General features: G+C 58.5%; 12 protein-coding genes and 1 pseudogene. 5 read left to right on the top strand and 8 right to left on the bottom strand.

The features are described 5' to 3' along the window. Window positions 1–331: 331 nt before the first annotated feature. Complete coding sequence (gene nolL / locus GGD62_RS27620) at window positions 332–1435, bottom strand: nodulation factor fucose acetyltransferase NolL (RefSeq protein WP_183711252.1); 1104 nt, start codon at window positions 1433–1435, stop codon at window positions 332–334. Between the two features lie 670 nt (window positions 1436–2105). Between nolL and GGD62_RS27615 the strand changes: the two are divergent. After that, window positions 2106–3045: pseudogene (locus GGD62_RS27615) on the top strand (IS630 family transposase). Window positions 3046–3150: 105 nt separating this feature from the next. On the opposite strand, the gene GGD62_RS27610 reads toward GGD62_RS27615, so the two are convergent. Next, entirely contained in the window at window positions 3151–5061 is a 1911-nt protein-coding gene (locus GGD62_RS27610; RefSeq protein ID WP_246800313.1) for a hypothetical protein, read from the bottom strand. 1008 nt (window positions 5062–6069) lie between these two features. After that, complete coding sequence (locus GGD62_RS27605) at window positions 6070–7791, bottom strand: NEL-type E3 ubiquitin ligase domain-containing protein (protein ID WP_210317950.1); 1722 nt, start codon at window positions 7789–7791, stop codon at window positions 6070–6072. A 684-nt stretch (window positions 7792–8475) separates the two neighbouring features. Here GGD62_RS27605 and GGD62_RS27600 point away from each other — a divergent pair. Continuing rightward, window positions 8476–10302, top strand: coding sequence for an NEL-type E3 ubiquitin ligase domain-containing protein (locus tag GGD62_RS27600; protein WP_183711250.1), 1827 nt, complete (start codon window positions 8476–8478; stop codon window positions 10300–10302). 717 nt (window positions 10303–11019) lie between these two features. Here the strand turns inward: GGD62_RS27600 and GGD62_RS27595 are convergent. Further along, complete coding sequence (locus tag GGD62_RS27595; RefSeq protein ID WP_183711248.1) at window positions 11020–11298, bottom strand: hypothetical protein; 279 nt, start codon at window positions 11296–11298, stop codon at window positions 11020–11022. Here GGD62_RS27595 and GGD62_RS27590 point away from each other — a divergent pair. Together GGD62_RS27590 and GGD62_RS27585 are read left to right on the top strand one after the other, a co-directional pair. Next, window positions 11282–11542 carry a hypothetical protein gene (locus GGD62_RS27590; protein ID WP_183711246.1) on the top strand — a complete coding sequence of 87 codons (261 nt, stop codon included), beginning with the start codon at window positions 11282–11284 and terminating at the stop codon, window positions 11540–11542. The two genes, GGD62_RS27595 and GGD62_RS27590, sit on opposite strands and share 17 nt — an antisense overlap. 560 nt (window positions 11543–12102) lie before the next feature. After that, the gene (locus tag GGD62_RS27585) at window positions 12103–12726 is read left to right on the top strand and encodes a J domain-containing protein (protein WP_183711244.1); all 624 of its coding nucleotides are present in this window, start codon (window positions 12103–12105) and stop codon (window positions 12724–12726) included. 263 nt (window positions 12727–12989) lie between these two features. Here GGD62_RS27585 and GGD62_RS27580 read toward each other — a convergent pair whose 3' ends face one another. The 4 genes from GGD62_RS27580 to GGD62_RS27565 all read right to left on the bottom strand — a co-directional run bounded on the left by GGD62_RS27580 (window position 12990) and on the right by GGD62_RS27565 (window position 17178). After that, window positions 12990–13991, bottom strand: coding sequence for a pectinesterase family protein (locus tag GGD62_RS27580; protein WP_183711242.1), 1002 nt, complete (start codon window positions 13989–13991; stop codon window positions 12990–12992). A 255-nt stretch (window positions 13992–14246) separates the two neighbouring features. Next, the gene (locus GGD62_RS27575) at window positions 14247–15545 is read right to left on the bottom strand and encodes a glycoside hydrolase family 28 protein (protein WP_183711240.1); all 1299 of its coding nucleotides are present in this window, start codon (window positions 15543–15545) and stop codon (window positions 14247–14249) included. 477 nt (window positions 15546–16022) lie between these two features. After that, on the bottom strand, window positions 16023–16223 hold the full coding sequence (locus tag GGD62_RS27570; RefSeq protein ID WP_183711238.1) for a hypothetical protein: 201 nt from the start codon (window positions 16221–16223) through the stop codon (window positions 16023–16025). Between the two features lie 655 nt (window positions 16224–16878). Next, entirely contained in the window at window positions 16879–17178 is a 300-nt protein-coding gene (locus GGD62_RS27565) for a hypothetical protein (protein WP_183711236.1), read from the bottom strand. 834 nt (window positions 17179–18012) lie between these two features. Here GGD62_RS27565 and GGD62_RS27555 point away from each other — a divergent pair. Beyond that, window positions 18013–18495 carry a hypothetical protein gene (locus GGD62_RS27555; RefSeq protein ID WP_183711382.1) on the top strand — a complete coding sequence of 161 codons (483 nt, stop codon included), beginning with the start codon at window positions 18013–18015 and terminating at the stop codon, window positions 18493–18495. Window positions 18496–18936 lie beyond the last annotated feature (441 nt).

The following is an 18936-nucleotide window of genomic DNA, read 5'->3' as shown; positions in this document are numbered from 1 at the left end:
AGCGCACGTGGGATGCCTACCAGGATTGGTGGCTGGCCTTCACTTCATGAGGAGCGCGATAAAGTGAGGTTTGGCCGCAGAAGATCGGCACAAGCACATCAAATCGGCACAAGCACATCAAGATGACACCGTGCTTGCGAGCAGGTCGGCTGACTTCGCCCCAGCCTCATGCTCCTTCAATACGCGATAATCTGTCTTCCGTGAACCTGGCGCGCTTCATTTGTCCGTCCTTCTTCGGGCCGTCCCCTAACTCCTTCCGGAGCAAATACTCAGTCGCAGGTCAAATCTACGATGGCCTGCGAGAGCCTTTCTGACCAGACTTCGGTTACAGCTACTTATCGGCAGGGCTGGTTCGACAAACGAAGGAGCGGGGTGGCACTCCGAGCATGAGCTGGGACAGATAAGGAATGTCGCGCACGGTCCAGCGAACCGCAAGCGCGACGGCAACAATCATTGCCCCGAGAAATGTAGCCGCGGCCGCCCTCGTTGTGGGGCTCCACAATTCTCCATACTGTATCGAATCCATTAGACGGAATACCGTACCCTGGATCAAGTACAGCACCAGCGTGCTCGGTCCCAGTTTCGCGGCGATAAAGCGGACCACCCGATTTGAGCGGCCAATATTCCATGTTCGAAGTAGGATCTCAATCATCACCGCTGAGGCAGCTGCTGAGCCAAGAAACATCAGAAGCACATTCTTTGCGGACTGCAAATCCTGGACCAAAGCAAGATTGTTGTAGACATAAGTGTCATTGCGCCAGATCAGAAAGCAAATCATCGCCACCATTGAGGCAGACATAATCAAGAACGGCCCCTGAGAGCGCACTATGCTCGTCCACCGCTCCGACTGCGCAAATGCGAGTCCCAAGCAGAAAAACGGGTACGTATACTTTATGAGAGGGAATATGGAAAAGGTCAGAGGTGCGAGGACGACCAGAATGACCGATACCAAGAAGACCCAGGACGAGGAATGATTGAAGATCGAAATAGTTTTGGCGAGAAGAAAGCAAATGAACGCGGCCCAGACGAACCAGTATGTGCCGGCGAAATCATTCAGGAACTGCAAAACGCTGTCTGCTGCGCCCGCCGGTCGGGGAAACACGGTCAACTTTAATGTCTCCAGGAGAGAGCACCAAAACAGCATAGGCAACAGGAGCTGCATCGCACGATCGCAGATGGCTTTCGTGAAGGGCTTTCCCGTTAGCGCTCGGCAGGAAAGATAACCGCTTATCGCCATAAAGAGAGGCATGTGGAACATGTAGATCCATTTGAAACTTGCCGAATCCCAAAACCCTTCATTTCGGTAGAGGATATATTGGATCAGGTGGCCGACGATCACTAAAATAATGAGCACTCCTTTGGTGAAGTCCAAAGCGAGATCGCGATCGTGCGCTGTCTCAGGCATGACCTTTCCTGTTACATGATGTATCAACATCTCGCCACGCTTTTCCAATTAGCCGAATACATAGCTCGCGACAAATCGACCTGTCCGATGACGGCGGAGACAATCGCCGCTCGAGTCTGCACTCCAATAGCTGACTGTGCGATAAAGACCCAAAGGAAAGGGGAAACGAGCTATACGATGGTTTATCGATTTCTTTCCCACCAACCACTGAGCGGAGGAGCTGTTTGAAAGTCATCGCGAGGAGTCATTCCATAGCGTAATAACTGAACTGCGCATGAAGGCTTAAGCGTATGCACGCTGCGAAGTAACACGCCCGCCGAGGATTTTGGCCCATCGTTACGAAAAGAATTCGTCAGCAAACCTTTGTCTGGTAGCCATGTTCTTGGTGCTTGTTCCGTCGGCTGCACTCCGCGCTGTGCTCCCTCGAGGACAAACGCGCTCGATCTGCAGGGCTCGCTGAGCGAAGGTTTTCACGACAAGAATTGGCGATTTTTTGTGAAAGGATCAGGGATGCAGAAGGCATCTTAGGGCATGCACAAAATTCGTAGGATCCAATGAGCCTGCCTGGTTCTACAACGAGGAAGCTGCACGGTTCAGTCCGTGACCTAAAGCGGGATGGGGTTAGGTTGAATCGATTTGGGGATTCCCAAATCAGCTTGTTTCTGATTCACCATGCTGGCTGGATTGGAGGCCAGCATGGATGGGCAAGCCTTATTCTCTGGATCTCCGCAAGCGTGTCGTGGCCGCGATTGAAGGCGGGATGTCCCGCAATCAGGCAGACCAAGCAGTTTGGGGTGGCGATCAGCACAGCCGTTGGCTGGATGCAGCGGGTCGAGGAGACCGGCAGCGTTGAGCCAGGCCAGATGGGCGGTCATAAACCGATGGCGGTCTCGGGAGACCATGCGGTCTGGCTATCGCGACGGATCAAGGACGGCGATTTCACCATACGCGGGCTCGTTGCCGAGCTTGCCGGACGTGGCCTGAAGGTCGACTACCACTCGGTGTGGGACTTCGTGCATGCCGAGAAGCTCAGCTTCAAAAAAAAGCGTGGCGGCTGGCGAACGCGATCGACCCGAGGTCGCGCGGCGGCGAGCCCAGTGGACAAAATATCAAGGTCGCGTCGAAGCTGAGCGGCTGGTCTTCATCGACGAGACCTGGACCAGGACCGATATGGCACCCTTGCGGGGATGGGCGCCGCGCGGGTGCGGGCTTCACGCCAAGGTTCCCCACGGCCGCTGGAAGACCATGACCTTTCTGGCGGCCTGCGCCATGACCGGATCGATGCGCCATGGTTCATCGAAGGGCCGATCGATGGCGTGAGCTTTCGCACCTACATCGAGAAGGTTCTCCTGCCCGTCCTTCGGCCCGGGGATATCGTCGTCTTGGATAACCTCGGCAGCCACAGGAGCAAAGCAGTTCGCCAGCTCATCCGTTCGGCTGGCGCCAAGCTGTTCTTCCTGCCAAAATATTCGCCCGACCTGAACCCGATCGAACAGGTCTTTGCCAAGCTCAAGCACCTGCTCCGCAAAGCTGCCGCGCGAACCGTCGACGCGGTCTGCGCCGCAATCGGCCACGCACTCGATGCCTTCACCTCCGAGGAATGCTCCAACTACCTCAAAAATTCAGGCTATCGGACCTAATGCCATCACGCTTTAGCAGCCGATCTCGCCTGCCAAAGCCGCGTATAGGAACGCCGCACGCGAGCTGCCCCGCCGAGAGACGGGGATTGCTGCCCTGCTGCCTCTTCAGCCACGTTCAGGAAAAATGCGAACGCGCTGGCGTCCCTCGCGTTCCACCAACTCGCCCCTGTAAGGCACACCGCGGATCTCGAAATAGGTCGGCCGCCCAGGCTGGGGCATGATGCGCTCGCCTTCCAAAACGCGCACGAGGTAAGACGGCAGGAATCGCTCCCTATGCTCCCAGCCGCCTCGGATAAGATAGCCAAGATCGACTGCACTTTCCTCGGTTTGCCTTGCGCTTACGATTGGCGGTGGGCGATGCAGCGACTGGGATGGTCCGGCCTCGTTCGTTCCACCGGCGCGCGGGTGATGAACCAGGCGAACATCCCTGCGACCGCCTGGTCCAAACGTAGCCGAATAGAGCTCACCGTTGATCGCAAACTGACTTGGTCCGAACTGGTTTGGCAGCAGATTGATATTGCCCAGGACATCGATCAACACGTCTGAAGCCGCCTGCGAGCCGTGGCGCCAGCCGGCGCCAACAATTGTGCCAATATCCCGTAGCTCCGGAGCCGCCGTCGGCAGTCCTGCGAACGACGATGCGGCTGCAAGCTCAGGTGCTGGCGCAGAGTGCGCATCGTCACGCAAGTGGTACGGCGTTGACGGGTCCAGATCGACGAAGGAATCGAGGCCGGCATAAATGTTTGACGATTGGGGCCGAACTGACGACGACGATGCGGGCTCTTGCATCTGTTGCCCAAGCCAGGCCCATGCGCCCTGGCTTGGGGTAGCTGGAGTCGCAGGAAGTTCGACTGGCAGATCAGCCTGGGCGGCCCAGTGCGGCGCTGGAACCGGTGACGCAGGATCGTGGATTTGCTCCCCGAGCCAGTCCCAAGCTCGGGTGCTTGGCGTCGCTGGCGTTGCAGGAAGCTGCTGTAATGAGGCAGCGTGTGCCCCCCGGTACGCTGGCATCGATGAGGCGGGCCCGTGCATTTGCTCGCCAAGCCATTCCCAGGCTCCCGCGCTCGGCGTTGCCGGCATTGCGGGAAGTTCCTGCGGCGAGTGAACCTGCCGAGCACCTTCCGCAGACGGTTGACCAGGGTCCTGAGGAGGCAGCAATCCGAGCGCCCTGTTCGCCTCCAGGATTTGCTCGTATTGGCCAAGCTTGACCAGATCAGCGTTGATCTTGCTGTCGTCGGTATCGTGCCTGTACTCCTCGACATCCTGAGCGAGCCCAGCGGTGGACAGTCGGCCGGCGATCGGTGGCCGGTCATGCGTCTGCAGCCACTCACTCAGCCTCGACATGCGGCGAGCTTGCCTGTCGATCGTCTTCGGGTCGATCCTGCCTGTCGCCTTTTCCGCCGCCGCCCACATGCCGATCAGGGTTGCGTCCGCGCCGTGAGGAGCCAGTCGGCGGACATCGGCCGCCAGGGCGTTTCCGGCACCGACCTCACGAAGCTTCTTCAAGGCGGCCTTGATGCGCCTGCCCCGGTCCTTTGCGTAGGTATCGACATCCTCATCGAGCTCAGCTTCCAGCTGGTGGTTTTCCACATCAGGATTTTCCAGCTGCGCGTTTTCCAATTCCCGGCGAATTCGATCCGCGATTGAGGGCCTGCCGGCCGCGCTCAGGCGCGCGCTCAAATGGCGCAAATCGGTTGCCGCATTCTTGATCGTGCCGTCGCTGAGGTTACCCGTCGCCTTGTTTCTGAAATCTTCGATGAGCTCCTCATCGGCGGCAGAGACCCCGCGCGTCCGGCCCGGTTGCCTTGCATAATCAATTCGTAGATTCGTCGGAAAAGAGGGCTCCGATTGCCCCGCCTCGCGCGAGGACTTTTCACTGCCGCTCCCTCCAAGGGCCTTGCCGATTCCGGACTTGAAGCGTGACCATAATCCGCGGCTTTTTCCGCCCTTGGTCGACGCAGCAGGCTCCGCGTCGGGAAAGGTATAGCGTGCGCTGCTGAACAGATCATCGCGCAAACTGGATTGCGGCACTTGCGCCAAAGCGGGAAGCTGAGAGCGAGGAATGTCTATGCTCCGGCGCGTCGGGCCTATTGAACTCTCCCTAAATGCGGAGTGTGGCGGCACCCGCATCGACCCACCTAGCTCATCCCGCCGGACTGCTCGTCCGCGTGCGGTAAGAGCCCGATCAGGCGACGTTGATTTGGTTTCATCAGAAGGATCGAGGTTCAAGCCCTCCAGCCGCCTTTCAAATTCACCCTGCTCGGAGGGATTATCCTCTCGCTGCCCATTTCGCCCCTGCAAGGCAGCGTACTCCCGCATCCAGGCTCCTGAATTCAAGAATGGGTCAACCGGATCCATCCTGCTCTCCTCATGTTTGTATTGGCAATGCAGCAATCCGCACGGCCGGCAGCAGATCATCTAGCGAGACACGATTCTCGATTGTTGTAGCTGCAACCTTTCGAAAAGCTGACGAGATCTGGACATTGCTGCGCGATTGACGGCCTCTCGTCCGGCCGACCGCTTGGCGACAGGACGGGTGCACTCCCGCTTTTCCGCACCTCTTCGCCGGGCCTATTCCAGTCGACGAGATATCAATGGATCGCCCTGTCGATCGTGAGAGGAATTCAAACATCACAGCGGGGATCACTCAGCCTCGACAAGGATTATCGCGCAGTCACAGATCAATTAAGTTCCGGCCACTCCGGCGACCTTTGTCTTGAACGTCAACCAAAGCGAGTTGGTTCGCTGCGGTCGCGCCTATGGAAGAACTCCTTTCACCGCCGCGCCACCTTGGTCTTATCAACAACTTTCAACTGGGAGCTCTCGCCCCGACGAGGCTTTCGAGCGGAGTACACCTCGCCTTGCGTCCCCAGCTTTCAAAGCTCGGCAACACCGAGAGGAACTGATCGACGCAGCGCGCCTTCGAAGCGCAAAAGCACCTTGTCAGCAATTGGCGGGACTGCAGCATCGATCTTTGGCTTCCGCCGCAGAGCAATGATAATATACCTGCGGCGGTTTGAGACTTCATAACTCGAGGCCGCCACGCGCGGCCAGCACGCGGTGCATGACCTCGCGTTTAATCTCGCTGGCGAGCTCGTTTCGGACTTGGGCTCCGAGCACCCGCTCCGCATCCGGATCGCCTAGAAGACCGTGCTGGGCCAGTCGCTGACCCAAGCGGGTTTGAAACTCCTCGCCCATGGCTTCGACGAGCCGTTCTTGCATCGCTTCATATTCATCAGGAGCGATTCGTCTCAGCACCGTCTCCCAGGGTTGCCAGCGGGTTGCCATGTAGTCGGTAAACTGGTTCGCTTCTTGCTCGCGAACCGAATCCAGAGCGCGCGCCGCATCGTCGGACGTCACGTGAGAAACCGTCAGAAAGCGCATGTCAGAGGCGACGTGGATCAGCTCCAGCGGCTCGCGCAGAAGATGTTGATAGGCCAAGTAGACTTCGACGTCGTCTAGGTTCGGGTGCAGGGTGAGGAGCGAGTTCACGCGGTCGCGCGCGATCCCATCCAGCGCGTCTAGGCGGAATGCAATGCGGCCGCGCTGGATCAGTTGGTCGAGCCTATCATCATACCCCCCCTCCTCCACGTCAGCATTGAGGCGCGCGGTCCGCATACCATTCCAATGCAGGGTAACACGATCCTCGCAACTGGCGTTGGCTTCGGAAGCCTGTGTGAAAAACTGTTCGCGCAATCTCGGATTGGCCGCCGCCTGCCGCAGATCATCAGCCACGGCTTGCCGAAACTCGGCACTTCCATAATTGACGGTCCCGCGTAGCCGATCTAGGAACCGGGCGTAGTCCTGGGCGCCAGGCTCATCCGCAAAGTGCAGCCATTCGGCCAGCGCCGCCGGATCGTCCCCCAGCCAGTGCGCGGCAGCCTCCGACAGAGGCAGCTGCCCAAGATGCGGTGCCGCAAGGCGAACGCGGACCTCGTCCGGGAATGGATTATCGCCGAATTCGACGTTCTCCAGCGGATAGCTCAAACTTCCCGGTAGGAGATGTTCTGGGAGGCTGGTGAGCCGGTTACCGCTGAGATTGATTGATTGAAGCCAGTTCGGAAGGGTTTCGGGCAGGTTGGCCAATTGGTTGCTGCTGACATCGAGTTCAACGAGACCCCATGGGAGGGACTCGGGAAGCTCGGTCAGCTGATTGTCACTGACCGACAGCACGGTGAGGCTGCTTGGAAGAGCCTCGGGCAAGCTACTCAGTCGGTTGTTGTTTGCGTTCAGGATCCCCAGCTCCGCTGGGAGGCTGTCTGGGAGACTGGTCAACCTGTTATCGCTTACCTCGAGGCAATAGAGGCTCGCCGGAAGAGCGTCCGGCAAACTGGTCAATTGGTTGTGGCTTATAAGAAGCTCGCGGAGACCAGGCGGAAGGCTTGCGGGCAGGCTACTTAGCTCATTGTGCATGGCGCCGAGGTTCAGTAGCCTCGGCGCAAGGGCGTCGGGCAAAGCGGTTAAAGACAGGGATGACAAATCGACCGAGTTCGAGCGCATGTTATCCGCAGCCCTGATTCGTGAGCGCCCCTGTCGCCTGTTCTCGGCTTCGCCCTGCCCCTCCTCGGCAACCCAGTCGTCCAGGATTCGCGCGCGCGCGGAGGCCGGGGTCCGATATCCTGTCAAGCTTTCGACCAAACTCGCCAGGGCACGGTTGAAGCCGCCGATGTAGCTTTCACGCTCCCCTTCTTCCAAAGTGTCCGGGCTGGAACCTGCGCTCCGCTGTGTCTGTCCTATGTCCACCATTTCTCTCCATCATCAGAAACTTAAGGAATACGCCTGCCGCCGCGCAATGCTGCGAAGCAGGAGTTTCGCGCTGGCGCAATAATCATTCGAGCGGGCGCACGTGCGACGCGTCGACCCACTCCTGGCCGAAGCGACAGCTTCACGCGATTGAGGCGAATGGATCGATGCGGCTGCAACGTTTCCTGCCGTTCCGTTGACCGGACAGATCTAGAGGAACCGCCAACGTGAAAGCGATCTGCCCCTATTACGGCCACCTGTCGATTAGCTGACGGGTCTCGCTGCAAAACACAGAGTTGCACGATTTGTTACCCGAGGAAAAGAGTTGCACCGATTGCCTTACCCACATGAAAGGACCGCTCCGGAGTTGAGCGTTCGAGCGACTGCCGCTCTTCCTTTTCACGCACTGGACCGAAAGAGGCTCCCTTGGCTGCCATTGAGATAACCCACCGTTGCCCCGCTGGGGCGCGATGTTAAGCCGCCGCTGCGTCGGTTAGATGCCGAAACGTATAGATGGGAGATAACTGCCCGCGACCGCGATGATTCGTTCGTACCGAAGTCATGTCGGTTTCGAAGCCATCGTACCCTTGCCGCGATAGGTCTGTCAGCTTGTCGAAAGATAGATGCCCTAAGCTCTGGACCGCGTTGTCACGGGCCGGGTTGGCTCGGTGTGGTAAGGAAAGTGGAATGGATCCTTTTGAGGCAGGACAGATTCAGCGCCGCGAAAGCATTTCTTCTGCATCTTCCGGACAAGACGCGGGGGAAGACGGGGGAGCGGCACAGTGGGATGAAGTCGTCACGGGCTTCGCATCGAACTCTGGGCATTCACCCCATGGGGCGGCTGAAGAAGACGAGGCGCTCGAAAATTGGCTTGCTGAACAGGACGTGGGTCCCCTCGAGGACCGGGAAGAAGCGGCAAGGCGGATGAATGCGCTGGGTGAAGACGCCATACTGGATCTCGAGTCGCTGTCCCTTACCAGTCTGCCCAGACTTCCAAGCCAAATCGTTGTGCTCTATGTGCCCTTCAACCGGCTTACGAATTTGCCTGACGAACTTCCTGCTTCGCTCCAGCGTCTCAATGTCAGTGGCAATCACCTGAGCAGCCTGCCCGCGCTGCCAAGCGGGCTCAGAGGCCTCGACGTAAACTCCAACCGGTTGGAGAGTCTCCCTACCGTGCTGCCTGCCGGGCTCCAGTTTCTCTGCGCCAACCACAATCGGTTGCCGAACCTGCCCGAAGGCCTCCCTTCTTCACTGCGATTTCTCCACGCCAGCCACAATCATCTCACAAATCTGCCAGAGCTCCTTCCTGCTACGCTCGAGTTTCTCGATGTCAGCGAAAACCAGCTGACGGAGCTGCCTGAGGCTCTCCCCGCTTCGCTCGAGTTTCTCGACGCAAGCCTAAACCAGTTGACTAGTTTGCCCGAGGACCTACTGACGGGGTTGGGCGCCGGCATCACCATAGTGCTGACTGAAAATCCGCTATCCGAGCACGTGCTGACGGACCTGAATACAGTCCTAAGCGCGGAGAGTTATGCCGGTCCGACCGTCCACCTTTCGCGCGACGACGAAAGTGAAGCGTCCGGGACAGACGATGAGCAGGCGGAAGCTCTCGCTGAAACGGTTGCAGAATGGCTCAAGAGCGATCCACGGGAGGGCGATCGGGAGGTGCTCGCCGCTTGGCAGAACTTTGCAGAAGAGCCGGGCGCCCGGGAGTACGGGCTCTTCCTCGGCAAGCTGTTCAATTCCGTCAACTCTAGCAATGAAGGATTTCGGCAATCGGTGGCCAATGATCTGCGGCAGGCGGCAAAAGTTCCGCAATTGCGTGCGCAGTACTTTCAACTGGCGTGGGATGCCAACCAAAGCTGCGAGGATCGTAGAACTTTGACGTGGAACGGCATGCAGACCGCGCGCCTCATCGCAGAAGTCGAGAACGGCTTCTATGACCACAAGGCACGGCTTGCCGATCTCGTCGATTTGGGGCGTGTCATGTTCCGCATGGACGCGCTCGAGGCGATTGCGCGCGAGAAGGCTCACTCTCTCGGCTCGGCTGACGATGTCGAAGACATCGAGGATATTGAGATCTTCCTTGCCTATCAGAACAAGCTGCGCGAGCGGCTGGGCCTGCAACACGTCGCGCCGGAGATGCGCTTCTTTGAGGTCTCCGGCGTCACCGACGCCGACGTTGACCGCGCAGAGACATCCGTAAGGACCAGGGAGGCGGTTGAATTTGGCGACTACTTGGCAATGGACTGGCAGCCTTGGGACGATGTGGTGCGTCGCATCGCACCTGAAGACCACGCCAAGGCGCAGGACCAGCTCATTGATGCAATGGGGAGGGAGTTCGACAGCAGATTGGAGCAACAGCTCGCCGACCAAGGATTGACCGGGGCTGAAGCTGACCTGGTTGAAGATGCTAAGCGAGCGTTGGGCCCCGCAATTCGCAAAGAGATCGCCCGTGAGATCAAGGGGGCTCTTAGAGACAAGGTGCTCAATGAGCACGGCCTCACCCTGTGAAGCGGCCTTTGCCGTAGAATCTGTTTTTCTGTCGCAGTTCCTCTGGTGGAGAAGCCAGCGTTGCTCCTGTTTATTATGGTGCCACTAGATGATGGTCAGCTAGACGCTTGGAGCAGACTGGCTGCTAACTCTCTACCGAGGTTCCTAAGCCCACTACCTGGATCGTCAGCGATACCCACTCTCAATGCGGAGCACACCAGTAGACGTTTATCGGCCAGGCCTGCAATTCCGGAGAAAACTCAAGCCGGCTTATTCGCGCGCGTTTCGATCTCCGCGCAGCGGCGCATCAATGGGTCAAACGTGTCCGGCACATCTAACAACAACCCGTCATCAATCATGTACCAGTAATCCTGCTCCAAGACGGTTCAGGACTCTCTTTCGGGAACAAGCTTCAATGAACCGCCGACGGCCACGCGATAATCGATGACCCATCCCGTAGCGTCCTTTGCTGAGAAAACCACGACTTGTGTTCTGCGACAATCCCAGCCAGCTTCCGGCAGACCCTTCTCTGCTATAGCTGTCTGCGGCCTTCTCCCAATGCGAGCCGGCATCCGATGACGAGACGGTGCAGGCAGACGTGCAGGCAATGGGGCACTTGTACATAAACGGGCAGGAAGGCCCCGGGGAACGCTGCGCGCGGGTCTTCCGGATGCAAAGCAGTTGTTTGGACGGGTTGCCAGCCGGAATCGCCTCGCAAGCCGATAGCTGCGTCATGCTCTAAAGGGCGACGGCGCGACAGGCAAACGCGACACCTTCGGTCAAGGCGACCTTCTGGTCTCTATTGGGCAGGGCTACCGGCGGCAACGATGATTTGCGCGGGCAAAGCCGCGGAGGAGGTGCGCAGGCTGGAGGAGAGTTTGGATCGATCATGGGCTTCGACTTAATGACGAAGGCTGCAACTCCGACAGCAGGCGGGTTGTACTCATGCACGATGTCTGAAATGCTCTCCTGCCCATCCTCAAGGACGGATATTCGCTGAGTGATCGACACGATCATTTCGTCTCGCTTGTTTTGGTCATGCATTCCAGTACCCGACGACGGCGTAATCGAGATCCAGTTTCTGATTCACGGTGCATTTCCCGTCGTCGCCAAAGGCGCGAGGGCTCGAAAGCAGTTGTCCAAAGGCGACATCGCCGCGCTGGGTGACGCTTCGGCACACGATGCTCTGAGGCAATTGGTGATAAACTGGTGTTGCATGGGCTGCACCGATCCGCGCCGCAAACGAATTGCCTCGACATAACCATTTAGAGCTGCATCCGGGACGTGGACAAGCGCCTTGCCAAGCACCTCCTACGTTCCGGCTGCCGTGCCAGCGCCAGCATCAACCCGCTCCAACAGCGAATCGATCGAGACTTTACTGATTAGGCTGGTGAGCAGGGGCTTCGTCAGCGGCTGGCGGTTGCTGTGACTTGCGTTGATCCGTGAACGAGTGGCTCCGAATGCCTTTGAAATCGAGACAATGCGCTTTCTGTTACGCTACGCAAGACGGAAGACGCCGCTCGCCTTCGTCGTTGCGCAGATTACCGCCGAGCAGTGCCTTCGCTTGGCCTTTGAGAGTACTCACCCGGTCCCGTTCAAGACCTCCATGTGCAGAACCCGACATTGCCATTGAGGCAATCTGAAAACGTAAAGAGATGATGGTCTGAACAAGTTCGCCGTCTTGGCATGTCGATTGCTAGGAAGTGGCTGCTACATCATGCCACTAACGCGACGGCCGAGTCAGACCCAACTTTGGTCCAAACCAATTCTCGAGCATAGAAGCGGCCCTGTTAACTGCCGCTCCGCCAACGGAGCTCGGTCATGCCCATCGACACATCCAAAATCTTCGCGTCCATTCGCATCAACAAGCAGGAAGCGCAGGAGCGCCTGACCGCGGCGCTATGCGAATGGCCTGGTTGCCAAAACAAGGCTACCCATCCCGCGCCCAAAGGCCGCGACAATGCGCGCGACTATTGGCATTTCTGCATCGACCATGTTCGCGAATACAATCAGTCCTACAATTTCTTCTCGGGGATGGACGCGGAAGCGGTCGCGCGCTACCAGAACGACGCGCTGACCGGCCATCGTCCGACCTGGAAGATGGGTGAGAACATCAGCGCCCGCAAAATGACCGGCAGCACTGCCACTTACGAGGACGACTGGCATGCCCTCTGCATGCTCGTCGAGGTGAACGGACGCGCCGGTGCCCGCCCCCGCGCGAAGGCCAAGCCTGAGGCGCGCAAGATTTTAAATGCCGAGCGGAAAGCGTTGCAGGTGATGGGCCTGAATTCCAATGCGACGCTCGGCGATATCAAGGCGAAGTACAAGGCGATGGTCAAGCAGCACCATCCCGACGCCAATGGCGGTGACCGCTCCACGGAGGATCGCCTGGTCGAGATCATCAAGGCCTACCATTACCTGAAGACGGTGGTGCGCGAGAGCTAGCCCGGACATCTCAGTGGGCCTCAACGGCGCATCAGCAGTGGAAGACGGAACCACCCAGACATTATTCGCTTTGCTCTGGTTAGCTGGCAGTTTGACTTTTCTGGCCAACGCTTTCGGCCGAGCATGGCGAACAACCGACATGATGAGCGGTTCGTCTCATTCCGCCCAGCGATCAGGAACAACAGTGAGGCGTGACAGCACGCGCCGCCGTCTATCCGCTCTCCTCCGTCATTTATCCAAGGAGCACCGTCGTTTCCTCACCGTCAGTGTTGCTTTGTGTTCCCTCGATGTCGTTCCCTGGGCAGCCAATCTGTGGTACCTCCGAAGAACACTCTTAGCGACCATCTCGAGGCCTCGCTATCGGTCAGTTGATGGGAGTGAGATTCGCGGCCTGAGGGGTTAGCCCCGGCGCCGAAGGATCTATATTCGGCATAATAGCTCGTGCTCAAGGAGTTGGTCTTGCCGGGAGCCCATTCTCGCCAGCCTTCCGCAACGACCTGCGCATCTATCTTTGTCGACAGGAAGACCACTGTGGCGTAGGGCCGCCAAGGGCGGCCAAGCGCGATATCGCGCGCGGCAGGGTCGGCGCTTAGGCTGCAATGATCAAAAACATAGCCGCTGTCCTCATCGGGAGCTGCCTTGCTCTGTGCGGTAAAGACGACCGCTTGATTAGCAATGCCGTGCAACTCACATTGCCGGAACCAGGCCTTGGCGTTGCCAAATACGAAATCGACATGCCCTTCGATGTAGCAGTTCGAGAAGTATTGGCGTGACATTCTGCCGTTTGGACCCTTGCCGGCAAACAGCGTGTCCTGGGCGCCGAGCAGACGGACGCGCGTGACGACGTCCTTGTCTCCGGTAAGGGACAGTGCAACCGCTTGCGAGGGTGGATTGGCCGGATTGAGGGCGTAGTCGTTCTGTATGGTCAGATTCTCGAGCCGGAAGTCATCGCCAGTGGCACTCAGCGTCGCCGAGCGGGCGGTTCCTCCTACATTGATCGCGCCGTCGCCGTACACAATGACGGTATCCTCCGGATTGCTACCAGTCCCTGAGAGATGAATACCGGATTTTGAGATTTTGACCTTCTCGCGATAGACGCCCGGCGCGATCCGGACATTTCCGCCTTCCGCCGGCAACGCGTCGATGGCTTGCTGCACGGAGTGATAGTCTGCATTTGCGGCATGAGACACCCATAGTGGCTGAGCGTGCGCTGCCGAGATGCAGAAACATCCGGCCAGAAGCGCAGACGGCACGAAAATTCGCATGTGATCTCACTCTTCGTCGAGTTCGCGGCACGTTCGACGCAGTCGATATAAGGTACCGCCGCGGGATAGCCGCCGTGCATGGTCAAGCACATTTTTCGCGCGGAATCAGAACCTGCACGTCACCTTCACATTCCGGCCCTGCAGACCGTCGGACAATTGCACCCAACTCGGGGCATGAGGCTGACCTTCTTCAACACCGGTAATCTTGCCCTAGATGCGGAACTCAGTACCCGAGTTCGGCACCGGGTGGACTGCTTACCGATTGCCGTCGCGGAATGCCCTGGAACATACCTCCGATCCGCGCAGCAGCGGTTTTGCAGCTCGTCCGGGCAGCGGCGGTGATACGTCAGAATGGTTTGCGGTGACGTTCGCATGTTCAACTTGCCAAGTCGCGGAATTGGCAAATCGGACATCTTCGAGTGTCACGTCAAGTGCATGCCCCTCGTCTACGCCGCGCATCAGCAACACACCGGTGTCGCCATGCACATGACGGAGAACGATTTGCCGATAGACCGGTATCCTTGTGCCTTGTGCGCGCGGATCATACTTTGTATCGAAAGCCACGGGCCACCTGTTGCCCCTCAGGCACACGTACTCATAAGTCACGCTCTCGACCAGACCGCCTCGACTGACATCGCTCTTGATGCGCAGGCCAGACGTCGTACCATCCAGCGTCAGATTACGCACCAATATGTCTCTGGCCCCGGAATTCACCTCACTGCCGATCGACATGCCATGCCCCCAGCCGAAATAATTATCAATGATCGAGATATGGCTGCTTGAGCCATTATCGCCGGCCTTGACTGCGACGTTGTCGTCACCCGTACGGATCAAGCTGTGGGTGATGGTCACATCCTGACTCGCGCCAAGATCGATGCCGTCGGTGTTGCGGGCGTCCGCCGGTGAATCGATCGTGAGGCCCCAAAACGTGGCACCTTCGACCCGGCTCATCGCGATATGAAAATTGGGAGCGTTGCGCAAGGTGACACCAGAGAACGTGATGTCCTGCGCATGATCGATCTGGATCAAGCGCGGGGCGTTCTGGTTGCCGCCCTGGGCTTGGGCGCGGCGGGCTAGCTGCCACCAGCTTTCCGCGCCGCCGCCAATAATTGCTCCGCCTTGACCATCGATGATGCCTTCTCCGTAGATGCCGCCGCCACGCGTTTTAGAAAAGCTGATGAATGGCCGGCAACCGTCGCCCTTTTCCGCGATGCGACCACATTGTCCGAGGCCCTTGTCGTAAGCAGCAGGTTCGGGAATGGCGATCAGCGTCGCACCGCGTCCGATCCATAACGTCACGCCCGATTTCATCTCCAGTGGGCCTGAGTGAAACTCGCCGCGCCCGAGATAAACTGCAGCCCCAGCGGGGCAATTTTCAATGGCGTCCTGTAGGCTGAGTGTATCGTTCTTACCGGAAGGCACAGGGCGATCGCAGACCGTATGAGGTGCAACAGGTTCGGTGATAGTCCGGCGGTCTTGCGCCTTTGCGGCGGGGCAGACAACCATGGAGGTGAGTATGGACAATAGGGCCCAGTTGGGAAAACGCTTTGTCATCGACCTGCTCGTGCTTTGTCACGCGCATTTTGCCGCGTGCCTTGTTTAGTATTGAGCGCTGGCTCGATCGAGCCGCCGCGCGCGTCACTGGCCCGCGCAAGATGACATTTATAAGACGCAGCAGAGGCCTCGGCCGTGCGATCGCGCCGTAGCACCTTGCCTATGCGCGAAAAATACGAAGCGTTGTGCGATAGTCCAAAATCCAAACAGCTTCTCAGCGCTCTTACAGTGTTTACGCGCCCAAACGGTCCCGATTTGCGGCATCTCAACTGCGCGTCAATCCGCACGATCCGTCGCATCGACGTTCGATCAAAGACCCGCACTACAAGAACTGACAGCAGCGCCCAGGGTCACCCGATACCGAAGCTGCCGTTCAGCCAGGAAGGCGCGCCGCGAGATGTGTAGCGACACGTCGTTGGACGAACGGGGGCCGGATCGGCTTTTACGGCGGCAAGATCGAGATCGAGCCCCTGCGGGTTAGGGACATGGACTGTTCATCGCCTCTGGCGCTAAACTTTGTCGACGGCGATCCGCTGCGGGATGGGCCACGAGCGCTGCATCCAATTGCTGCTCAAAGGCATCTTGTTCCGCCTGGTTCGGTTGCTGATCGTCTGCAACAGCATGCTGTACCGATGCCGGAAGTGCTGCATTGGATATTTCGGAATTGTGTGAGTCCATGCCAGCCTCCCGTCGAGGATCAGGTTATTCCTTATTCGGAGAAGCTTTCGAGAAGCTGACGAGGCTACGCCGGCACCGGATCGCACTCGCACCGGGACCCCTCTTCCTGGGTTCTCACGAACTTGGGTGACTGCCGTTACCCACCCTCTTTCGCATCGCATTGTGATCGCTTGCGGACATAATTACCCAGTTCTCGTCATCATCCATGCGATGCCGGATGAGGCATGGTCGGCTTCCGCGGGCAGGACCGCCCGTGACTCACATGCTTGGCCCACGGCCATAGCGGACCATCGTGTCATTGAACGCGCCCTCTCCAGACAGGTCTACCGGCAACTTGAGCGCCTTGAAGACGGACAAAACGAGCGAACTGGGTGGCTCAAGGCGGAGAGCTCTTTGACATTCGATTCAGGACATCTACTTGAGCAGCTCCCGAAACAGGAAACTCTAGCCAAAGACGCGGCGATACGTCCCATATGTGGTGCTACTCTGCGCGCATCCCCTGGCCAACGCACCGCGATCAACCAAAAGCCGAGCCTATCGGCTGGGCCGCACCAGTTGTCCAGTTCGCCCGCCGGGCTCGCAACACCATGGGTCTCGAGATCTTCGCCACCCCCGTGACAAAACCTGTCGCCGTTAACGTGCGCGGCGCGAGCTTTCAGCGGTCCCATGATCGAGGCGAAAACGCCACGGCCGCATCCTGGTCAACAGGATCATCGACGCTTCGCGATTTGGGCGGTCCTAGGTTACGTATTGAATTGTTTGCCGCAGAGTTGCGCTGGCGTTCATCTCTCGGCGACGAGACCGTTCGACGCTCAAGCCTCCGCTCCAGATCCGCCAATCCTGCCTTACATTCGGCGACAACCGATTGGGCGCGAAGCAGCTTGACCTTGAGCTCGTCCTGTTGCCTGAGTTTTTTCTCACGATCCCAATCGCCGTGCATCAGCTCATTGACCATCTGCAGAGCACCGACTGAAGGCCGCCGCTGAGCTTCACGGACCCAGGCTCGGCATCTCGCAGATTCCCGCACTCGAGCCACCGGCCAAAAGTGACGCAAACAATCGTCCTGAGGTATAGCGCCTTTTGCCCTGGTGTGTGGACCATCTTGTTGAGGACCACCATTCGTTGCGAGCCCCTTACACGACAATCGGGTTCTGCCCGGCAGACCGGAGCGTGTTTCGAGGATGGCAGAGTTCGGGGCGCAGGCGCACGGTTTGGAATGCGCATCAGGAGACCTTCGATCAAGCGGGCAAGTTTCATCTGAACACCAAGTGGTTTCGTCACATCTTCGAGCAACCGGCATGCCAATGCCTCTTGAGCGTTTCCTTATAAAGAAACGATGTCGGTTTTCCCGCAGCACGTAGTTGCAGGCGGTGCTTTTGTCGCGCTTGAAACAAACGACGTCTTGAACGAGACAGCCAAAGCCGCAGCCACGACGGCCCATAGCAGCGCTGACTATGGCAGCGGTCAATATAGAGAGAAGATTTTCCGGACGTCGGCCAGAATGCTCTCACAATCTTGGAGTGGTGCGTTGTTGTGTGAGAACATGCTATCGGTGGCCATGGCGCCGATGATGCGAACGCGACCGCAGCGATGTGTCAGCGAGGTCCAAGGATAGCTGAAGCGCGCAATCCGGGCAGTGTGTTCATGAGGAAGGCAGCAGAAAAAACTCCCGCATAGCGGCCTCGTCGGTCGGTGAAATGGGTAGCTGGCCGTCAAACTCATCGACGGACTCGCCGCAACTGCAACACTTGCCACCCCGATCGCGCTCACGCAGGTTGGACATATCGCGATGATGGCGACGGATTTGGCCTGGATCGACCATATCGGCAATGAGGCAGTGGGCAGCCGCGATTGCCGGCATGATCTCGCCGCTCGGCTTGTCGTTCGCGGCCGGTGTGATCTCCGCCGTGGGTCCGCTCCGCGGCCCAAGTATGTGGTGCGGCGGACGGTGCTTTTGGTACGGCGCTCGGTGCGCATTGGGCTATGGGTTGCAATCCTTCTGTGGGTGCCGATCATGGTTTTGCCGCTGCAGGGCGAGCAAATTGTGCTTGCGCTCGGCCACGAACCGGCCATCGCGCGGCTAGCTCAACAACGTCTGTTCGGGCTGGCCTGGCGCGTCTTGCCGGCATTGTGGTTCCTGGCGATCCGCAGTTTCATGGCGGCAATGGCGGCGCGCACTGCCTCAGCGCCATTTCGGGACGAGTGCAGGTCCGCTGTTCACGCGAGCGTCCTGTTCATGGCGATCTCCTCACGTTCGGCGAATGAGAGGTAGCGTCCTGATAGAGGTTTTGACGATTGCGATAAATGTGTCGGGGTCATACCGCCCGCTCGTGCAGTTGGCAGACAATATTGTGTAACCTTCGGTCCTGACTTCTCTCGCAATGAGCCAGATCTACGCTCACTGACCATGCTGATTTATGTTTTCGCCATCTGCATTCGGACTGCGCAGCAGGCGACATGCCGCTCGCGCGGCCCCAATTGCAGGGCGACTCGTTGAGCCGGATCTTTCTTCACGACCGTTACTCTTTATCGGATGGCACCAGGAGAGCCGTCCTCATTAAACCGGCCTACAGCCGCCGCACCGAACGAATATGAGCTCGCCTGCGGATCACTTCTTAAGCCTGCGGGTAGAGCCTTCTCTTTCATGATCGAGTGTCCCCCGGAAACCTCGTCCAATAAGCTCAGTGCGGCGCTTTCGCCTCCCTGCGCTGCT

The organism is Bradyrhizobium sp. ERR14 (assembly GCF_014198235.1).
Classification (GTDB): domain Bacteria; phylum Pseudomonadota; class Alphaproteobacteria; order Rhizobiales; family Xanthobacteraceae; genus Bradyrhizobium.
Note: the sequence above shows the minus strand (reverse complement) of the source record. Positions and strands in the feature narration are given on the sequence as shown.